The sequence below is a fragment of the Spiroplasma poulsonii genome (assembly GCF_009866525.1).
Classification (GTDB): Bacteria; Bacillota_I; Bacilli_A; order Mycoplasmatales; family Mycoplasmataceae; genus Spiroplasma; species Spiroplasma poulsonii.
The window spans coordinates 1,400,747-1,418,661 of sequence record NZ_CM020866.1; the positions used below are offsets into that span (position 1 = coordinate 1,400,747).

The 17,915-nt window shown below is 28.0% G+C and carries 25 protein-coding genes and 1 pseudogene; 10 read left to right on the forward strand and 16 right to left on the reverse strand.

Annotation, left to right across the window (positions count from 1 at the left end):
- The first annotated feature begins 184 nt into the window (after positions 1-184).
- The 5 genes from MSROBK_RS07930 (at position 185) to MSROBK_RS07950 (ending at position 5,013) form a co-directional block, all read left to right on the forward strand.
- Positions 185-1,876, forward strand: a complete 1,692-nt coding sequence (locus MSROBK_RS07930) for a hypothetical protein (protein ID WP_040093847.1) — start codon at positions 185-187, stop codon at positions 1,874-1,876.
- Positions 1,877-2,055: 179 nt separating this feature from the next.
- A complete protein-coding gene (locus MSROBK_RS07935; protein WP_040093851.1) occupies positions 2,056-2,328 on the forward strand; it encodes an Mbov_0395 family pilin-like conjugal transfer protein in 273 nt (90 codons plus the stop codon).
- A gap of 16 nt (positions 2,329-2,344) precedes the next feature.
- Positions 2,345-3,811 (forward strand): Mbov_0396 family ICE element transmembrane protein, encoded by a 1,467-nt coding sequence (locus MSROBK_RS07940; protein WP_040093852.1) that lies wholly within the window; start codon positions 2,345-2,347, stop codon positions 3,809-3,811.
- A gap of 96 nt (positions 3,812-3,907) precedes the next feature.
- Positions 3,908-4,255 (forward strand): hypothetical protein, encoded by a 348-nt coding sequence (locus MSROBK_RS07945; protein ID WP_040093853.1) that lies wholly within the window; start codon positions 3,908-3,910, stop codon positions 4,253-4,255.
- 2 nt (positions 4,256-4,257) lie between these two features.
- On the forward strand, positions 4,258-5,013 hold the full coding sequence (locus tag MSROBK_RS07950; RefSeq protein WP_040093855.1) for a hypothetical protein: 756 nt from the start codon (positions 4,258-4,260) through the stop codon (positions 5,011-5,013).
- Positions 5,014-5,098: 85 nt separating this feature from the next.
- Here MSROBK_RS07950 and MSROBK_RS14005 read toward each other — a convergent pair whose 3' ends face one another.
- The 14 genes and pseudogenes from MSROBK_RS14005 to MSROBK_RS08010 form a co-directional block, all read right to left on the reverse strand.
- Positions 5,099-5,497 (reverse strand): transposase, encoded by a 399-nt coding sequence (locus MSROBK_RS14005; RefSeq protein ID WP_416375046.1) that lies wholly within the window; start codon positions 5,495-5,497, stop codon positions 5,099-5,101.
- Complete coding sequence (locus tag MSROBK_RS14010; protein WP_040093083.1) at positions 5,482-5,934, reverse strand: IS5 family transposase; 453 nt, start codon at positions 5,932-5,934, stop codon at positions 5,482-5,484. Before MSROBK_RS14010 ends, MSROBK_RS14005 begins: the two co-directional genes overlap by 16 nt.
- Positions 5,935-5,953: 19 nt before the next feature.
- Entirely contained in the window at positions 5,954-6,181 is a 228-nt protein-coding gene (locus MSROBK_RS07960; protein WP_052443528.1) for a hypothetical protein, read from the reverse strand.
- 328 nt (positions 6,182-6,509) lie between these two features.
- Positions 6,510-7,349 carry an aldose epimerase family protein gene (locus tag MSROBK_RS07965; RefSeq protein WP_040093856.1) on the reverse strand — a complete coding sequence of 280 codons (840 nt, stop codon included), beginning with the start codon at positions 7,347-7,349 and terminating at the stop codon, positions 6,510-6,512.
- Between the two features lie 29 nt (positions 7,350-7,378).
- Complete coding sequence (deoC, locus tag MSROBK_RS07970) at positions 7,379-8,041, reverse strand: deoxyribose-phosphate aldolase (RefSeq protein ID WP_040093857.1); 663 nt, start codon at positions 8,039-8,041, stop codon at positions 7,379-7,381.
- Positions 8,032-9,021, reverse strand: coding sequence for a Gfo/Idh/MocA family protein (locus MSROBK_RS07975; RefSeq protein WP_040093858.1), 990 nt, complete (start codon positions 9,019-9,021; stop codon positions 8,032-8,034). Before MSROBK_RS07975 ends, deoC begins: the two co-directional genes overlap by 10 nt.
- 53 nt (positions 9,022-9,074) lie before the next feature.
- On the reverse strand, positions 9,075-9,734 hold the full coding sequence (locus tag MSROBK_RS07980) for a hypothetical protein (RefSeq protein WP_040093860.1): 660 nt from the start codon (positions 9,732-9,734) through the stop codon (positions 9,075-9,077).
- Between the two features lie 44 nt (positions 9,735-9,778).
- Positions 9,779-10,354 carry a hypothetical protein gene (locus MSROBK_RS07985; RefSeq protein WP_040093861.1) on the reverse strand — a complete coding sequence of 192 codons (576 nt, stop codon included), beginning with the start codon at positions 10,352-10,354 and terminating at the stop codon, positions 9,779-9,781.
- Between the two features lie 12 nt (positions 10,355-10,366).
- Positions 10,367-10,984: pseudogene (locus MSROBK_RS07990) on the reverse strand (RsmE family RNA methyltransferase); the annotation flags it as partial.
- A 169-nt stretch (positions 10,985-11,153) separates the two neighbouring features.
- A complete protein-coding gene (locus MSROBK_RS14015) occupies positions 11,154-11,552 on the reverse strand; it encodes a transposase family protein (protein WP_242441474.1) in 399 nt (132 codons plus the stop codon).
- A complete protein-coding gene (locus tag MSROBK_RS14020; protein WP_040092446.1) occupies positions 11,537-11,989 on the reverse strand; it encodes an IS5 family transposase in 453 nt (150 codons plus the stop codon). The genes MSROBK_RS14015 and MSROBK_RS14020 overlap by 16 nt, the downstream gene beginning before the upstream one ends.
- A 26-nt stretch (positions 11,990-12,015) precedes the next feature.
- A complete protein-coding gene (locus MSROBK_RS08000) occupies positions 12,016-12,156 on the reverse strand; it encodes a hypothetical protein (protein ID WP_227991197.1) in 141 nt (46 codons plus the stop codon).
- Positions 12,156-12,731, reverse strand: a complete 576-nt coding sequence (gene coaE / locus MSROBK_RS08005; RefSeq protein ID WP_040093862.1) for a dephospho-CoA kinase — start codon at positions 12,729-12,731, stop codon at positions 12,156-12,158. The genes MSROBK_RS08000 and coaE overlap by 1 nt, the downstream gene beginning before the upstream one ends.
- 37 nt (positions 12,732-12,768) lie before the next feature.
- Positions 12,769-13,455 carry an SGNH/GDSL hydrolase family protein gene (locus tag MSROBK_RS08010; RefSeq protein ID WP_040093863.1) on the reverse strand — a complete coding sequence of 229 codons (687 nt, stop codon included), beginning with the start codon at positions 13,453-13,455 and terminating at the stop codon, positions 12,769-12,771.
- Between the two features lie 229 nt (positions 13,456-13,684).
- Between MSROBK_RS08010 and MSROBK_RS14025 the strand changes: the two genes are divergently transcribed.
- The 4 genes from MSROBK_RS14025 (at position 13,685) to MSROBK_RS11790 (ending at position 16,142) form a co-directional block, all read left to right on the forward strand.
- Positions 13,685-14,137, forward strand: coding sequence for an IS5 family transposase (locus MSROBK_RS14025; protein WP_040092446.1), 453 nt, complete (start codon positions 13,685-13,687; stop codon positions 14,135-14,137).
- Positions 14,122-14,520 carry a transposase family protein gene (locus tag MSROBK_RS14030; RefSeq protein ID WP_242441474.1) on the forward strand — a complete coding sequence of 133 codons (399 nt, stop codon included), beginning with the start codon at positions 14,122-14,124 and terminating at the stop codon, positions 14,518-14,520. The genes MSROBK_RS14025 and MSROBK_RS14030 overlap by 16 nt, the downstream gene beginning before the upstream one ends.
- A gap of 574 nt (positions 14,521-15,094) precedes the next feature.
- Positions 15,095-15,910, forward strand: coding sequence for a TSUP family transporter (locus tag MSROBK_RS08020; protein ID WP_227991199.1), 816 nt, complete (start codon positions 15,095-15,097; stop codon positions 15,908-15,910).
- Complete coding sequence (locus MSROBK_RS11790; RefSeq protein WP_227991201.1) at positions 15,882-16,142, forward strand: hypothetical protein; 261 nt, start codon at positions 15,882-15,884, stop codon at positions 16,140-16,142. The genes MSROBK_RS08020 and MSROBK_RS11790 overlap by 29 nt, the downstream gene beginning before the upstream one ends.
- Before the next feature lie 32 nt (positions 16,143-16,174).
- Here MSROBK_RS11790 and MSROBK_RS08025 read toward each other — a convergent pair whose 3' ends face one another.
- Both MSROBK_RS08025 and hpt read right to left on the reverse strand, forming a co-directional pair.
- On the reverse strand, positions 16,175-16,825 hold the full coding sequence (locus MSROBK_RS08025) for a hypothetical protein (RefSeq protein ID WP_040094052.1): 651 nt from the start codon (positions 16,823-16,825) through the stop codon (positions 16,175-16,177).
- Between the two features lie 43 nt (positions 16,826-16,868).
- Positions 16,869-17,456 (reverse strand): hypoxanthine phosphoribosyltransferase, encoded by a 588-nt coding sequence (gene hpt, locus MSROBK_RS08030; RefSeq protein ID WP_040093864.1) that lies wholly within the window; start codon positions 17,454-17,456, stop codon positions 16,869-16,871.
- A gap of 179 nt (positions 17,457-17,635) precedes the next feature.
- On the opposite strand from hpt, the gene MSROBK_RS08035 reads away from it, so the two are divergent.
- On the forward strand, positions 17,636-17,815 hold the full coding sequence (locus MSROBK_RS08035; RefSeq protein WP_040093865.1) for a hypothetical protein: 180 nt from the start codon (positions 17,636-17,638) through the stop codon (positions 17,813-17,815).
- Positions 17,816-17,915: the final 100 nt, after the last annotated feature.

Genomic DNA, 17,915 nt, shown 5'->3' on the forward strand with positions numbered 1-17,915 from the left:
AAATTAAATAATTTAAATAATAAATTAATTTTTCGTTGTGGAAAAATATTAAATTTTTAAATAAAAAACATAATTAATTAAAATTATATTTTTCTATTAGTATCTTTTTTACAAATATTTGCAATTTTTTAACAAGTAATGCAAGAAGTCTAATGTTTACTTCGGTGTTGCTGATGGAATTTATTTGTTAAAAAATGGTGAAACAACAGCAAATAAATTTAATGCAATAAATGAATATACTTCTTCTATTAACCGCAACAATGATGACAATATTTATTTTAGTAGTTCTACGGGTACATTTGTTTTTCAATCTGCTTTGTCGTGAACAAAACAACAAAGTCAGTTTACTTTGGTGGATAGTAGTAAAACGCAAACTTGAACACGAAACGACTTGATTGCGGTTGATGGGGAGGTTAACATTGATATTGCTAACCCAAACATTAATAAAGTTATGTTTGATAATGTCCAACAAGGACAAACAAATAAACAATGAAAAATCAATGTTAAACCCGAAACTGCACCACGAGACCATAATTTACAAGTAATGTTTACTTTGGGTGGTAAGCAATATACCAGTGAAATTACGGTCTCTATGCAGGCAAAAATAGATCCACCAAGCCCACCAGTGCAACAAACTCTAATTGATTTAATAAAAACTACTGATTTAGGTACTATCATTGATAACAACGATAATACTATTTTCACTGCTGTTAATCAGAAAAACGGCAATGTCATTGATGATTTTTCACAAATTACAATTGAGAAAAAAGACAACAACAAAGCAACTTTAAAAGCACGTGATGATAGTAAAAGCTACAAAGGTTCTGTTGATGTAACTTATAATGTTGTACCAGCGACAGTGGTTGACTTAAAAATTGATGTAACACCAACATCATCAAAAGCAACGGTAATAAAAGATTATCTAGGGCAAATTGATGATAGCAATATCACAAACCCAGTTAACACATTCTCTTATGCGAATAGTGAAAGTGTTATTACAATGGTTAAACCAACACCAAGTAGTGTTATAACTGGGGTTGTGTATGGTTGTGATGAGCAATGAAATAAAACATCACAATCAAGCACCATTGACCCAACAAGTGGGATTAAACTTGATGGCTCACAGTTGGCAACAACAAATGGTAAATATGTTGTTGAACTGGCAGATAACTTAGGTCATACCAATAATGTTTATTTACAAATTGCAAAGGACAAACAAGTAGCAAATTATTTTGATACTGATAATGGTAAACAGTTTGAAATGTGAGCCAAAGCAAATGGACATGATAATATCCGTGGCTACGATGCTAGTCAATTGAATAAATTGTTTGAAGAAAGTAAAAACTGACAGCAACTAGCTAGTGATAGTCAATTTGCAACTGCTCTTGCTGATTGGTTTAAAACCAATGGTAAACTTGCTTCGAAAGAACCGTTGACAAAAGAGCAAGTAGTAGAGCAATTAAATAAACAAATTCCAAGTGATATCACAATTCCTGCGGTAAATACTAGCAATTATGATGTAAACAAAGTTTCGTTTCAACTAAACCAAACTGAATTTAACCCAAACGATAAAGTCAACATTATTGTTAAATACAACAATGTCACAGCAGAACAATTTACTTTACAAATAAAAAACAGTAATGTACCAGATAATAAAAAAGGTGGTTTAACTGGTTTAGCAATTGTTGGAATTGTTGTTGGGTCGCTTGCGGGTTTTGCTCTTCTTGGGTGGTTGTTATGAAAATTTGTGGTTGACCGGTTTATTTTAGGACCAATCCGCGATAAAAAACAAAAAGCGTGAAGAATTAGAGAAGACAAATCCTTAGCAGAAATACAAGCCGAAGAAGAAGCCGAAAAAGAAAAAAGAGGGAAATAACATGAATTGAACAATTTTCTTTGCTGTGCTTATTCTTATCTGTCTTTTTGCTCGTCCGGCGTGGTGAGTATTTAGAAAAATACTAGGTCTTTTAGGTTTTATAACTGGTTTCTGCAAAGGCATTTGTGACGTTAGAAAGAAAAAGAAATTAAATAAACAAATGAAAGGAGGTGGTAGATATGATGTTGTTAGCGACAAGTGGGTCAACTAACTTGCAAGAAATCGGTAATAAAATTATTTCCGTTGGAATGCCAATTCTAATCGGGTTAGCAGTAACAATTGGTATTGTTATGGTAGCATATTATGGCATTGCTGGGAAATTTGCCAAAAACGCCGAACAACGCAGAGAAACGATTTCTCGTGTAACCTGAGTGGGGGTTTGTTTGGGAATTGTTATTCTTGCGAGTGCAATTGTATTGGGTCTAAAAGATGTTATTTTAGGCATTGCGTAAGGGGGAAAAAGAAAATATGGTCCAAAATAAAAAAGGGTTAAAAAACCCTTTTCGTGTTGGCAAATCGGCCAAGATAAAACCAACATCATTTAAAAATGTCATAGCCATTGTCAATAATATGATTAAGAAAATGGTTATCTTTCTTATTATATCATTTTTGCCGTTGATGTTAATAGCGGTTATTATTGTTGCTATCATCGCCGCGATTATAGCAATATTTACCCCTGACACAATCAATCATTTTACTAGCACTAACTCCTCAGAAATGTTTATACAATATAATCAATCAGTGAGTGATGGTGGTGGGGACGCACCAAGTTGGTTGCTTGGTAAAATTATGGACGCGGTATTTATGGTTTTATATATTATTTTCATAAAACCGTTGTTGTGGCTTTTAAATAAATTCCAAGACATAATTTATTTTATGTCGGGTGGGAATTTGGCAAATCGTTTGTTGTTTGAAAATAATACTGCTAGTGGTGTGCCGATGTTATTTATTATGATGTTATCAATTGCGGGAATAATATTGGCGTTGCTATTGGCAGGGCGGATGATTGAAATAATATTGGCTGATGAAAAACATAACAAGTTAAGAATGACATTGCGTAATATGATTTTATTGTTTGTAGCTATTCCGACAATACCAGTTATTTTCTATACCTTGAATATTATTGTTAACTTGCTAACACAAGCGATTATGCAAGCAAGTAACTTGAAGCTTCAAAATATCGGGTTGTTTATATTTAATTCGTCGTTTGATAATGGTATGCACGACTTTGATTATGTGCCAGTGAGTTGAACGTTTACAGATAGTGGGCATTTTAATTATTTGCTGTGTTTGTTTTCAGAGGGCTTTATGATTTACATTTTCTTGTTGATTGCATTGTTTTTATTTTGACGCACGGCTGAACTATTAATTCTTTATGTATTATCGCCCGTTGTGATAGTATCAGCAATTCAAGATGAGGGACGAAGATTTAAAAACTGAAAAGAATTAACTGTTGCTCGCTTTATTAGTTTTAATATGGTTTTCTTGGCATATAGTTTGTTCTTATGGAGTATGTCGGTGTTCGCGGAAATTGGCAAAGCCATTCCCGACCCAACAACAAGACCAATTTTTACTTTATTAGGTATTTTTGCTTTTGGCATTGTTGTTGTGAAATCACCGCAACTCTTATCCTCACTGTTGGGTGGTACTACATCGTTGAGTGACGGGATTGGTAATATAATGGGGTTGAAAATAGCAACCAATACCTTTATGACTGGTGGTGCATTGACAGTTAGTGGTGTGAAGGCAAGTTATAGTTTAAGTAAGAAAACTGCTCGTGGAATTGGAGCGGTTCGTGCATATCAAGCTGGGGCGAAAGAACACGGGTTTAAAAATGTTGCCAAGGCACAATTTAAAAACGCATTCACTGGCGATTATAAAAATCAAAACAGCAAAACAAGTGAAAAAATTAATCAGTGGTTCACTGATAAATAAATTTTAAATTGTCGTTTGTAACGCAGTGAAAGTTATTTTAATGAATAAAAGAATTAACTCAATGCGTTAAAAACGCTTAGAAAGGAAACATAAAATATGGAAACAAAAGAAAACAAGTGAACAACAGTTAACATTATGGCACGCAGAAAACTAAAACGCGAAACCGAAAAGGCCAGTTTATTTTCTATCCCCAAGCATAGGGGGTTGTCGGTGTGAATTAGTAAAAAATGTATTCACGGGTCGCGTAACGGTAAAATGTTTGCTGTTAGTATTAAAAAGAATGATGAATATATGATTTGAATATATGACGCTGATAGCAACCGCCATTTAAAAAGTGAAATTTGACAAGGACAGTACTTAATCAATCTTTATCAAGCAGAATTTAAAAAGATTGTTGCTTGACTTGACAAACAACAAGCAACAAAAAACCTAGGGGGTGAATAATTATGGATGATAATAAAGCACGCATTATTACAAAACGAGCCAGTAAAATTCGTTTTACGATTTCTAATGCTCTTGGTGGTATTGGTAAAGTTGAAATTGGAATTATTGTAATTGATTTTTTAATTACAGCGTTGATATTTTCTTTTCTATTTAAGTATCAAATAATCGCTAGTGTGCTTATTACCATTTTTATGTGATTAACAAGCTTAATTTTAATGTTTCCAACAAAAAATGGAAACAAAGTATACAGCGTTATTTGAACTGCATTCAAATATATTTTTGTTAAAAAACAAAATAATGATGTTTTAAAAATTAGTCAAATTCAAAAAATAGAAAACAATACCATTAAATTTAAACATAAAACTAGTGTTGTTTATCGTATTGAAGCTGTTGATATTTCGTTGGCTAATCAACAAGAGCGTGATACTCCTATCTATAAATTAGCAAGCATTTTTAAAACAATAGATATTGATTTTGAAATTTGTAAAATTCAAATTCCGTATGAATTTAACAAACAAATTAAAAATATTGATAAATTATTACTCAAAGAAAAAACTGAGTTTAAAAAAACTCAGTTAACAAATTGAAAAAATTGATATATGAATTTGCAATATGGTAATCAAAAATTAAAAACTGCTTACTTTTTAATGATTACTGCTGATAATGTTACTTTAATAAATAGACTTCTTGCATTACTTGTTAAAAAATTGCAAATATTTGTAAAAAAGATACTAATAGAAAAATATAATTTTAATTAATTATGTTTTTTATTTAAAAATTTAATATTTTTCCACAACGAAAAATTAATTTATTATTTAAATTATTTAATTTTAAATAAATATTTTATGTTAAATATAATAATTGTAAATTATAAATTGAGGCAATTAAATTAAATCTTAAACCAAATCTTTTTCTTCGATTACGATATTTTTCTGTAATAATTTTAAATTTTTTAAGAATAGCAAAAATATTTTCAATAATAATTCTCATTTTTGAAACTAGTCTATTATATTGCTTTTGTTCTTTGTTTAAAGGGTTTTTCTTTGTTTTCTTTGTAGGTATTAGAACATTATTGTGATTTTTTTGTATTCCTTGATAACCACTATCAACTATTAATTTGGTATTTTTTAAAATTGGGATTTTTGATTCTTTAAATAAAGCATAATCATATTTTTTTCCGAGCGAAAAACTTGTTGCAATAATTTTTTTGGTTTCTTGTTCGATAATTACTTGTGTTTTGATCGTGTGTTTTTTCTTTTTACCAGAATAAGATTGTTTTTGTCTTTTTTTGGGCGTTGGATTGGAGTTTCGGTAGCATCAATAATAATAGTTTTATCATTAAAATAATCATTTATTAGTGCTTTTTTACCAGCAAGTTGTTGAAAATCAGAGTTTTTAATTAAAATATCTTCAATTCACTTAATATTACGATAACAATTAGCCTCACTAATATCAAAACTTTTATCAAGATGAAAATAAGTCTGATATTCTCGTCAATATAATAAAGTCATCAATAATCTATTTTCTAATGATAATTTATTAGTTTTACCACCTTTTTTAAATTTTTCTATTTCAGCAACTTTTAAAATATCTAACATTTTATTAAAAGTGGATTTTTTTATTCCTGTTAATCTTAACCATTCTCTATCATTAAGAGTATTAAATTTATTATTGTTCATATTTTTATGTCCTCATAAATTATATTTTATAATAATATTTTAATAAAAAAGGGTATCGCAAGAAGTCTAATAAAGTCATCAATAATCTATTTTCTAATGATAATTTATTAGTTTTACCACCTTTTTTAAATTTTTCTATTTCAGCAACTTTTAAAATATCTAACATTTTATTAAAAGTGGATTTTTTTATTCCTGTTAATCTTAACCATTCTCTATCATTAAGAGTATTAAATTTATTATTGTTCATATTTTTATGTCCTCATAAATTATATTTTATAATAATATTTTAATAAAAAAGGGTATCGCAAGAAGTCTATTATATTCCTCCAATTTGATATTAATTAATATAATACATTTTTTATGTCTTTTTTATGTTATTATTTAATTAATAGATTTGTTGCACTTGCATTTACAATTTACAAAAGTAAAAAACTTTTTACAATAAAAAATCTACTGATCATATTTTCCTACCCAATATTTTCTTTAGGCATCAAGCAGCCCCCCTGCTTGGTTATTGTAACCTTTAAAATAATATTCATTTAATTGATTAAAACCTCTTAAGAAATTAAGAGGTTTTATTTTTTTAATTCAACTTGTAATAAATATTCTTTTGTTGCTTGTGGAGCAAGATGATTAATTCATGGTTTTTGATCAAATGGTGTTGTTGCATAATTAACATCATCTTGATGACCATCTCATGGTTCAACACAAATATATTTTGCATCATTTTGACATTTTCAAACCAAAACATTAGGATAACCCTTTGTTGTTAAGCGGATAACTCGGATTGGATCAACAATTAATACTTGTTCAGTTGTTTGATTTAATAAAGCGTAACATTGCCCTGTCGCAAAATCATACTCATCTAATCCAATTTCATTTTTAACTTCTGTTGTCATTGTTGTTCCTAAAAAAGCACCGCCAGGAATATGCGTAACTATTTGAGGTTGATCAAAAATAATTTTTCCTAAATGATCATCACAAATAAACGCTGGATGCCACCCAAAATTATAAGGTAATGGTTTTGAATCAAGATTAGTAATTTTAACCTTATTAATTAGCTCAGTTCCTACTAATTTATATGTTACTTCTAGTTTAAAGGTAAACGGATATTGGTCATAAAAAGTTTTTGCTGCAACATACTCAACAACTAACATCTCCGTTGTCTGTGTAACAACTTTTCAGTCAGTAATAGCACGAAAAAAACCATACCCTGTCATATGATATGTTTTATCATCCAGGCGATATTGGTCATTAATTAATTTTCCTGTAATTGGAAAACAAATTGGTCATGATTTTTTTCAAGTGCTATCCTGTTGATAAACATATTCTTTGCCATCTTTTTTTAATGAAACTAATTCAAAAGGATTTTTACTAATCTGTGCTGTTAAGTTTTCATTTTTTAAAATGTACATTCTTCTTCCCACTTTTCTATTTGTTTTAATTAATAGCCCGTTAAGTGTGTTTTATCTTGCATAATAGCAACACCACCACTAGTTCCAATTCTAGTTGCTCCCCCCGCAATCATTGCTAAAACATCAGCTTTACTACGAACGCCCCCGGCTGCTTTAACTTGCAAACGATTACCAACTGTTTCTTTCATTAACTTGACATTCGCCGTTGTTGCTCCTGCTTTACTAAAACCAGTTGACGTTTTAACAAAATCAACCTCTGCTTGTTCAGCTAATTGACATGCTTTAATAATTTCTGCGTCTGATAATAAATATGTTTCTAAAATAACTTTAACAACAGCTGTTCCGGCCGCTTTTTTACATGCCATCATATCAGCTGCTACTAGATCATAATTATTTGATTTAAACTGACTAATATTCATTACCATGTCAATTTCATTGGCGCCATCTTGTAAAGCATTAGTAATTTCTGTTACTTTTGTTGCTGTTGTATTTGCTCCTAATGGAAAGCCAACAACAACACAAACATTAACATTGCTATCTTGCAATAATTCATTAGCTAATAATACATATGTTGGATTAATACAAACTGCAGCAAAATCATATTGTTTTGCTTCAAGACATAACTGCTTAATATCCGTCGTTGTGGCATCTGGTTTTAATAAAGTATGATCAATATATTTATTTAATTTCATAATAGTTCTCCCTGTTGTTCTTCGTTAACTTGTACTGCCTCTAAAATGCGAATTGCAGCAATAGAATAATCTAATAAGCGTTGCATTTCAGAATAGTTCCCTGTATTTATTATATTCACAAAATGTTGTAATTCATAATACATTTTATTCTGATATTCAGCTGGTAAGGGAATCATCGTTGTTTTATTTGTTAAACGGTTATATACGCTAATTGTTTCTAATTTTGTTAAATTAGTAAAATTAATTGTTGCATCATAACTTAAAATTTCACTAGCACTAATCCCAACCGCTGCTTTTGAACAAACAATATTTGTTAAAATATTACTATGATGACGTAAGAGAACAACGTTGTTAATATCAACACCGTTTTTTAACTTATGACTCATTGCCTTAACATCTTTCACTGGGCCAAACAATGCCACCGCTAGTTCAACTGGATAAATTAACATATCATATAACGAACCTTTCCCTAAGATTTCATCAAAAACAGAATTATAATCATCTAATAAAACTTCTTTCATCCGACTTGAATATTGGTTACAATGAAATGTTGCTAAAAAAGGATGCATTCGATTAACGTTTTCTTGTAAAACCTGATATGCTGGCAAATGGATTGGTTTAAAAGATTCCATTAAAAAAACATTATTAATAATCGCTACCTCTCTTAATTCAATTAACTCTTGCGCTAAAAAAGTTGCTGGTTTTTCAATTAAAACATATTTTTGCTGCTGTAAAAAATATTTTGCTTGTTGATAATGTAACCCATTTGGGGAAGCAATATAAATAATATCAATATGATCAAGCATATCTTCAAAATTATCAACTATTCGCACTGATAAATTATTTTTTAACGCAAAAATTTTCGCTTTTTCTAAACTACGCGAGTAAAGACAACTAACTTCAACTCCCGTTACTTCCCGACAAGCTTCAATAAATTCACTAACAATATTCCCAGTTCCAATTGTTCCAATCTTTAACATAAAAGCACCTCACTATGCACCTTTCATTTTTGTTAAGTGGTTGGTAGTATTATTTACTTAATAACTGCATTAAAAATAAAATCACTCGTTGCAAAGAAATCACTTGTTGTACCATCAGCTGAAACAGTATAAGAATTACTTGCTTGATCATATTTCCCTCTTAAACCAAGTTCTGTTAAAGTGGTTTTGCCTAGAGCGGCTCCCCCTAACGCTGTAAAAGCTGCTGCTTCTAATTCACCTTCTGCGCTAACAGTTAATGTTTGTTGTCCTTCTGGTTGTCAATCTTTTAAACTAGGACGAAGATCAACATATGTTGGTGGTTTTGCTTCGGCATTTCCTCACACTACTGAACCTTTAATTGATTTTGCCCCATCTTTTGCTTGCATTTTAACATATACTTGTTTAAAAGTTGGTTTTGGTGTAATAGCTGAAACTGTCACGTCAACTTCATTTCAAGGTAAATAAATTGACGCAAGGTCTTGAATTCCTTTTGTTATTCCTGTTTTTAAATCAACTTGATTATTTTCGATGACATTATCTTTTTTCAAATTAAATTTATTACCTATTTTATCAAAAGCAAATAAACTTAAATCTAATTTATCACCAATAGCATTATTCCCGTCATCTTTTGGTTGAGGTAAACATGCAATAACATTTGCACTAACGACTGTTGTTAATGAAATACTGGTTAGTAAAACTGAAAATTTCTTCATTTCTTCATACTCCTTTATTAATTATCCTTTGCACTAATTATAAACTAATTACTATTTTTATCATCATCAAAAAAAGGATTTTGTGTTTTTTTTGTGGAATCTTTTTTTTCTAATATTAGCTTATCATCACATTCTTGTTGTTCTTTTTCTCATAACTCAGAGTCCTGCCAATTTTTCTTTACAATAAAAATTCGTTCTTCAACACGAACAATTGACTCTAAAACAGAAAAAGCAATTGTTCCAACAAAAACAGTTGGAAACCAAACATATCAAAAAATACAAATTTGCGTTGGATTTAAAACTTTGGCATTAGCTAAAATTAAAAAAAATAAACTAATATCAAAAATTAAATATTGACCAATATAAAAAACTTGCATAAAAATAATATGCTTACGTAATAATTGTAATGGAGTTTTTTTCAATTCATTAATTCGAACTAAATGATAAATAATAAAAATAATAGTCGCAAAGCCAATTAAGACATAACCAATTTTATATCCTGTTACTGCCGCAATATTTCATTTTTGTAATCCTAGAATTAAAAAAATTAATACTAAAGCGGTATATAATATTATATTTGCAACACTAACTAGTGCTTTAATCGATACTACTTTTGTCATTCTTATTTTCTCCTATAACTCTTTTTCATACATAATCATTGCTAAAATAGCTAACGGTGCTGTTTCTGCTCGCAAAATACGTTGTCCTAGTGAAACTAGATTATAACCATTCGCTGTTAAAACCGTAATTTCTTCTGTCGTAAAGCCACCTTCTGGTCCAATTACAATAGTAACTGTTGTAAAGTCTTGGTGTAAAAAATCCTTTAGTTGTGAATTTTGCCCCACTTTTTCATAACAAACAAGGTTCACATCACTCTGATATTTTTGTAAAACTTTTAAATCACTCTCAACATTACTTATTAAAGGGATTTGATTTCGATATGATTGTTCACTAGCTTCTTTACAAATTTTTGTTCAACGCTCAATTTTTTTAATGTTATTTTCACCTTTTAATTGTACCACACAACGTTTAAACTGAAAGGGAATGATTTCATTAACACCTAATTCAGTAGCTTTTTGCAATAAATAATCTCATTTTGTATTGCGAATTAAACCAGCAATTAAACGAATCTTAATTGAACTTTCGTGATTTTGTTTTAATTTTTTTGTTAACTTAAATAAATAATTTTGTGCTGGAACAACTTCAATTGTTGTTAAATAATGTTCAGCATTATAAATACAAATGATTTGTTCATTAGACTTCTTGCATTACTTGTTAAAAAATTGCAAATATTTGTAAAAAAGATACTAATAGAAAAATATAATTTTAATTAATTATGTTTTTTATTTAAAAATTTAATATTTTTCCACAACGAAAAATTAATTTATTATTTAAATTATTTAATTTTAAATAAATATTTTATGTTAAATATAATAATTGTAAATTATAAATTGAGGCAATTAAATTAAATCTTAAACCAAATCTTTTTCTTCGATTACGATATTTTTCTGTAATAATTTTAAATTTTTTAAGAATAGCAAAAATATTTTCAATAATAATTCTCATTTTTGAAACTAGTCTATTATATTGCTTTTGTTCTTTGTTTAAAGGGTTTTTCTTTGTTTTCTTTGTAGGTATTAGAACATTATTGTGATTTTTTTGTATTCCTTGATAACCACTATCAACTATTAATTTGGTATTTTTTAAAATTGGGATTTTTGATTCTTTAAATAAAGCATAATCATGTTTTTTTCCGAGCGAAAAACTTGTTGCAATAATTTTTTTGGTTTCTTGTTCGATAATTACTTGTGTTTTGATCGTGTGTTTTTTCTTTTTACCAGAATAAGATTGTTTTTGTCTTTTTTTGGGCGTTGGATTGGAGTTTCGGTAGCATCAATAATAATAGTTTTATCATTAAAATAATCATTTATTAGTGCTTTTTTACCAGCAAGTTGTTGAAAATCAGAGTTTTTAATTAAAATATCTTCAATTCACTTAATATTACGATAACAATTAGCCTCACTAATATCAAAACTTTTACCAAGATGAAAATAAGTCTGATATTCTCGTCAATATAATAAAGTCATCAATAATCTATTTTCTAATGATAATTTATTAGTTTTACCACCTTTTTTAAATTTTTCTATTTCAGCAACTTTTAAAATATCTAACATTTTATTAAAAGTGGATTTTTTTATTCCTGTTAATCTTAACCATTCTCTATCATTAAGAGTATTAAATTTATTATTGTTCATATTTTTATGTCCTCATAAATTATATTTTATAATAATATTTTAATAAAAAAGGGTATCGCAAGAAGTCTATTATCTTTTAAGCGTAAAACTTGTTTAATTTGTTTAACATCATCAGCTGTTAAAACAAAATAATTATGTTCTAATGTTATTGCAAAAAAACGATGCATTACTGTTTATCTCCTAATATTTCTCTCATTATTTCATCTAATTGATTATATAAAAATTGTAATGATGCAGTGGTTTTAACTTGATAGTCTGGTTTAATATCTTTAAATAAAGCCTTCTGAATTTTTAATAATTGTTTTGTTTGCGATGCTGATTGTTGATCACGAGCGGCAATTCGTGCTAAAACTGTTTTTTCCCTAGCTGTAATCAAAATCTTAGCTCTAAAAGTTAAAGGTAAGATATTAAGTCCCACCGCTTCAATTAAAAAATCTTGCGCCGGATTATTATTAATTATTGTTAATATCTTGTCTCTTACTTTTGGTCACAAATAACTATTTAACTTTGTATTAGCTGTTTGATTAGTAAAAATAATTGTTCCTAAAGAAGGGCGATCTAAAACGCCATCTTTAACAACCCCAGGAAAAGTTTTGTTTAAAAATATTAAAGTAGTTTTTTCCTGCATAATTTCTTTAGCAATTTGATCAGCGTTTAAATAAGTTAAATGATATTTATTTTGCAGATATTCACAAGCACTAGTTTTACCCGTACCAATATAACCATAAACACCAAGAATCATTCTTATTTATTCCTTTCACAATGTTTTACAAAATACATTAATTTACTGCTAATAAATTGTCATTAATAATAACATCAAAAATGGCTTGTGCTACCGCTGAAGTTTCAGATGGCGTATAGTGAATTCCATCATATGTTGTTTGATCTTCTACATGTGGATTAGCAGTTAGTTGTAAATTAACAACAGGAATTGTTAAATTAGCAAAATATTTTTGATAAGCACTTGGTAATGAAGTTAATAATTCACCATTATGCATTGTTAATGCTTTTGGTGGACAAACAACTAATATTTTATAATTAATTTCTTCATGATTATCACGATGAAAATTTTTAATTTGATTAATTAATTGTCCTAATGAAGTAACGATTTTTTCTTCAATTGGATAGTCTGCGATTTCTTTTAACTTTGCATACGCATCATAACCAAAATAATCGTTTGTTCCTAAAAAAACGATAAACAAATCAAACGGACTCGCTTTTTGGTACAATGCTAATAAACTATTCATCCCATTATCTTGTGGAAACCCAAAATCAATTAATGGTTTAATAATTGTTCGTCCTGGTTGTGCATTAGTTTGAATTTCAATTTCTGTTGTTTGATAATGTTGAGTTAATAAATTTGCTAATTTTGCCGGTCAATTATCCGCTTCTGGCATCTTACCACTTCCCATTGGTAAATAACCAAATGTTAATGAATCTCCTAAAATTGCAATTTTTTTCTTCATTGAAACCACTCTCTCCTCTATACGATTATTTTATCTTACTTATAATTAATTATGCTTTAATTTTTAAAACTTTTTGAAAAAAGGAAATAATTCATGCTAAACCAAATAAACTACGTAAAGCATTATTTAAATCTTGATAAACTCGCAAATATTGTACTAATAGACTTCTTGCGATACCCTTTTTTATTAAAATATTATTATAAAATATAATTTATGAGGACATAAAAATATGAACAATAATAAATTTAATACTCTTAATGATAGAGAATGATTAAGATTAACAGGAATAAAAAAATCCACTTTTAATAAAATGTTAGATATTTTAAAAGTTGCTGAAATAGAAAAATTTAAAAAAGGTGGTAAAACTAATAAATTATCATTAGAAAATAGATTATTGATGACTTTATTATATTGACGAGAATATCAGACTTATTTTCATCTTGGTAAAAGTTTTGATATTAGTGAGGCTAATTGTTATCGTAATATTAAGTGAATTGAAGATATTTTAATTAAAAACTCTGATTTTCAACAACTTGCTGGTAAAAAAGCACTAATAAATGATTATTTTAATGATAAAACTATTATTATTGATGCTACCGAAACTCCAATCCAACGCCCAAAAAAAGACAAAAACAATCTTATTCTGGTAAAAAGAAAAAACACACGATCAAAACACAAGTAATTATCGAACAAGAAACCAAAAAAATTATTGCAACAAGTTTTTCGCTCGGAAAAAAACATGATTATGCTTTATTTAAAGAATCAAAAATCCCAATTTTAAAAAATACCAAATTAATAGTTGATAGTGGTTATCAAGGAATACAAAAAAATCACAATAATGTTCTAATACCTACAAAGAAAACAAAGAAAAACCCTTTAAACAAAGAACAAAAGCAATATAATAGACTAGTTTCAAAAATGAGAATTATTATTGAAAATATTTTTGCTATTCTTAAAAAATTTAAAATTATTACAGAAAAATATCGTAATCGAAGAAAAAGATTTGGTTTAAGATTTAATTTAATTGCCTCAATTTATAATTTACAATTATTATATTTAACATAAAATATTTATTTAAAATTAAATAATTTAAATAATAAATTAATTTTTCGTTGTGGAAAAATATTAAATTTTTAAATAAAAAACATAATTAATTAAAATTATATTTTTCTATTAGTATCTTTTTTACAAATATTTGCAATTTTTTAACAAGTAATGCAAGAAGTCTAATGTATAAATTAAAAATAACAATGCAATAATAATAGAACAAAAAATTCATAATAACATTACAACCATAATATTTACTCACTCAGTAGTATTCTTTTCTAGTTGTTCAGAAAATTCGTCTGTGGTGTGGAACCGAGCTAAAAAATAACCCAATGGTCATAATAAAAGATATCAAAAATATAACAGTGGTGACAACAAAAGAAATAAAATTACCTTTATAAAAATAAGTCCTGCCGGTTGTTTCACTATTTCTCGCTTCTTTCTTACTATTATTAATCTTATAATGTTCTAAACAAGAATACAATACAAATTGTTTTTTTAAGTTAGAATTTGCAATTATAAATAAATGATATTTCTTTTCGAATAAATTTGTTAAAATATTCGTAATTAGTAAAGGAGCATTTATTGGGTTGTGAAAAAAATCTTTTTTTGAAGTTTTATTAGTATTCCAATTGTAATGGTAATTCTGTTATTATCGTTATATTTTACAAATATTTGAAAGCCAACAGTCATTGCAATTGTTATTAATAGTATTTTATTAATTATTGTTGGAATTTTTGCCGTAGTTTATTTACAAAATAGTTATCGGAACTTTGCAAAAGATGATCCCGGTGAATTTCAGTATAATATTAAACAAAAATTTTGAAAATTAGGATTAATTGGTTTTATTGCAGATTTTTGTGACACAATTGGGATTGGTTCTTTTGCCATTAGCATTGTTTTATTAAAGTTAACAAAGCAAGTTAAAAACGATAAACAATTACTAGGAACATTAAATGTTGGTCATGCTATTCCTACTTGTTTACAAGCAATTATTTTTATTTCTTTAGTAAAAGTCGAATGAATAACACTAATATTATTAATTACATTAGCTGCTATTGGTGCTTATATTGGCGCTTTTTTAGTTAATAAGATTAAATTAGGATGAACTCAAATTTTACTAGGAGTTGCTCTAATTATTATTTCAATCATTATTTTATTAGGTCAAAAAGAAGTTCATGTTATGCCATCCGCTAGAACAAGTGATTCGTTAGAAGTGTGGTGAAAATATCTCTTAGGATCTATGATATTTTTTTATATTAGGAATTCTACAATCATTAGGGGTCGGAATTTATGCGCCAGCAATGGCGGTAACATATTTAATGGGCTTAAGTTCATTATGTGCCTTCCCAATTATGATGGGATCAGCAGACTTTTTAATGCCCATCGGGGCCTTTCGTTTTATTAAAGATCAAAATTACGATATTAAGATTGCCACTAGTTTTACCTTAGGTGGTAGTTTTGGGGTTATTGCCTCTTATTTAATTGTCTTTATCGGAATTCAAAATGGATTAGGACTAGATAAAACTAATTTTATTAATGTGTTAAACTGAATTATTATTGTAGTAATTTGATATACAGCAGCAATGATGTTTTATAATTATTATCAACAACATCGAAAAGTTTTAGCTAAACCATAAATAAGATAAATGTTCTTTTATACAAATTCAAATTATAAATAACGTTTTCGTAAAGCATAAGCAACAGGTGGGAAAATCGCAACTGCTAAAGCCATCTCAGGTAAGTAATTTGTTGCTAAAATAAGTCAAGTAAAAGTTCGAAAAATAGCTTGTTGATCAGGATTAGTATAAATTAATGGTCCAATAAAATACATAAAAACTAAAACAAAAATAGTATTTAAAGTTGCTGTTGTAAAGGCAATAATAACATTATAAATTTTTAAATAATGTCGTTGATATCATGTTAATTCAGTAATTTGATTTGCATAAATTTTTGTTTCAATGTTATCAGAAATCTTTGTTAAAAAATAAGCCAAAACCCCGACACAAAGTCCCATTAAAACACGGGGAACAACGGAAAATAAGGGGTTAATAAAAATAAAACTTGTAATCCCTGGGGAAATAAGTGTTTGAACTAACGAAGACAGGCCAAAAACAAGACCATAAATTAAACCTGCTCAAATTAAATTTAGATTCATTGTGACATATAACGCATACATTCCAATTAAAAATAAAATATGCATTAAAGTTAGATTAACTGGACCAACCGCAATATATCCTAATGAAGGAACTAATACAAACAGTAAAAAAATAGCAATAATAATACTATTAATTGTAATCATTCTTGTTGTAATTTTTTTCATTTGTGCCTCCAATAATAATTTCACACTTACTATTATTGTTTCATTATTTTTTTGTTCCTCATTGTCATGTTTTTAACTTTGCTGTATCAGCAATCGCAATATATGGTAAGTTTCGTAAACGTTCTTCATAGTCTAACCCAAAACCAATTAAGAAAGCGTCCGGAACGTCAAAACCATATCAATCAGCAACTAAATCTACTTTGCGTCCCGCTTTTTTATCCAATAAAGTAACAACTTTAACGCTACGAGCACCTTTTAAATATAAATATTCTTTAATCATTTTAACTGTTTTACCACTATCTATAATATCTTCGACTAATAAAACATCACGATTTGTGACCGGAATTGGTAAATCTAATAAAATTTGTGGAACACCATTACTTTTTACCCCACCAAAATATGATGAAACAACCATATATTCCGTCTCACATTCGACCCCAACTAAATGGGGAATAAATTTTGCCATAAAAGGAATACAACCTTTTAGTAATCCCAAACACAAAATGGTATTATCTTGAACCGGATATTCATTAAGATAATAACCACTAATTTCTTGCCCTAATTCTAAGCATTTTTGTTCAATTTCTTCTGCGGTAATTAAAACTTCTTTGACGAGTGGATGTAATTTCATTTTTTTGCCTCACTTAATATTAATAAGTTAATTATATTATAATCAAGCCCCAATTAAAAGGTTCTTAGTTTTAAAAAATCATTATTTATAATACAAGTGATTTTTTTGTTTTTAAAAAGTTTTATAAAAAAACTTGGTTAAAATAAAGGTAGTAGCAAACTTAACAGGAGAATTCTAAAATGAAAATTGAAATTTATCACAGGATTATTAATTGCTTAGAAAACATTCGTATGCATTTAAGATTAAGCCAATTAAAATTTGCCGCATACTTTTCCTTTACACGGGAAGGATATCGCCTTGCTATTGCAAAAGATACTAACAAAAATAAAACTTATGTTAAAATTGATTTAATTAACTAACACAACTCAACATCAAAAAAACCCAATAAACATAAGGGGTTAAAAAATTAGACCCTCATAAAATAATGGTTTTAGAACAGTGTTTTCCGACATTTTAAAT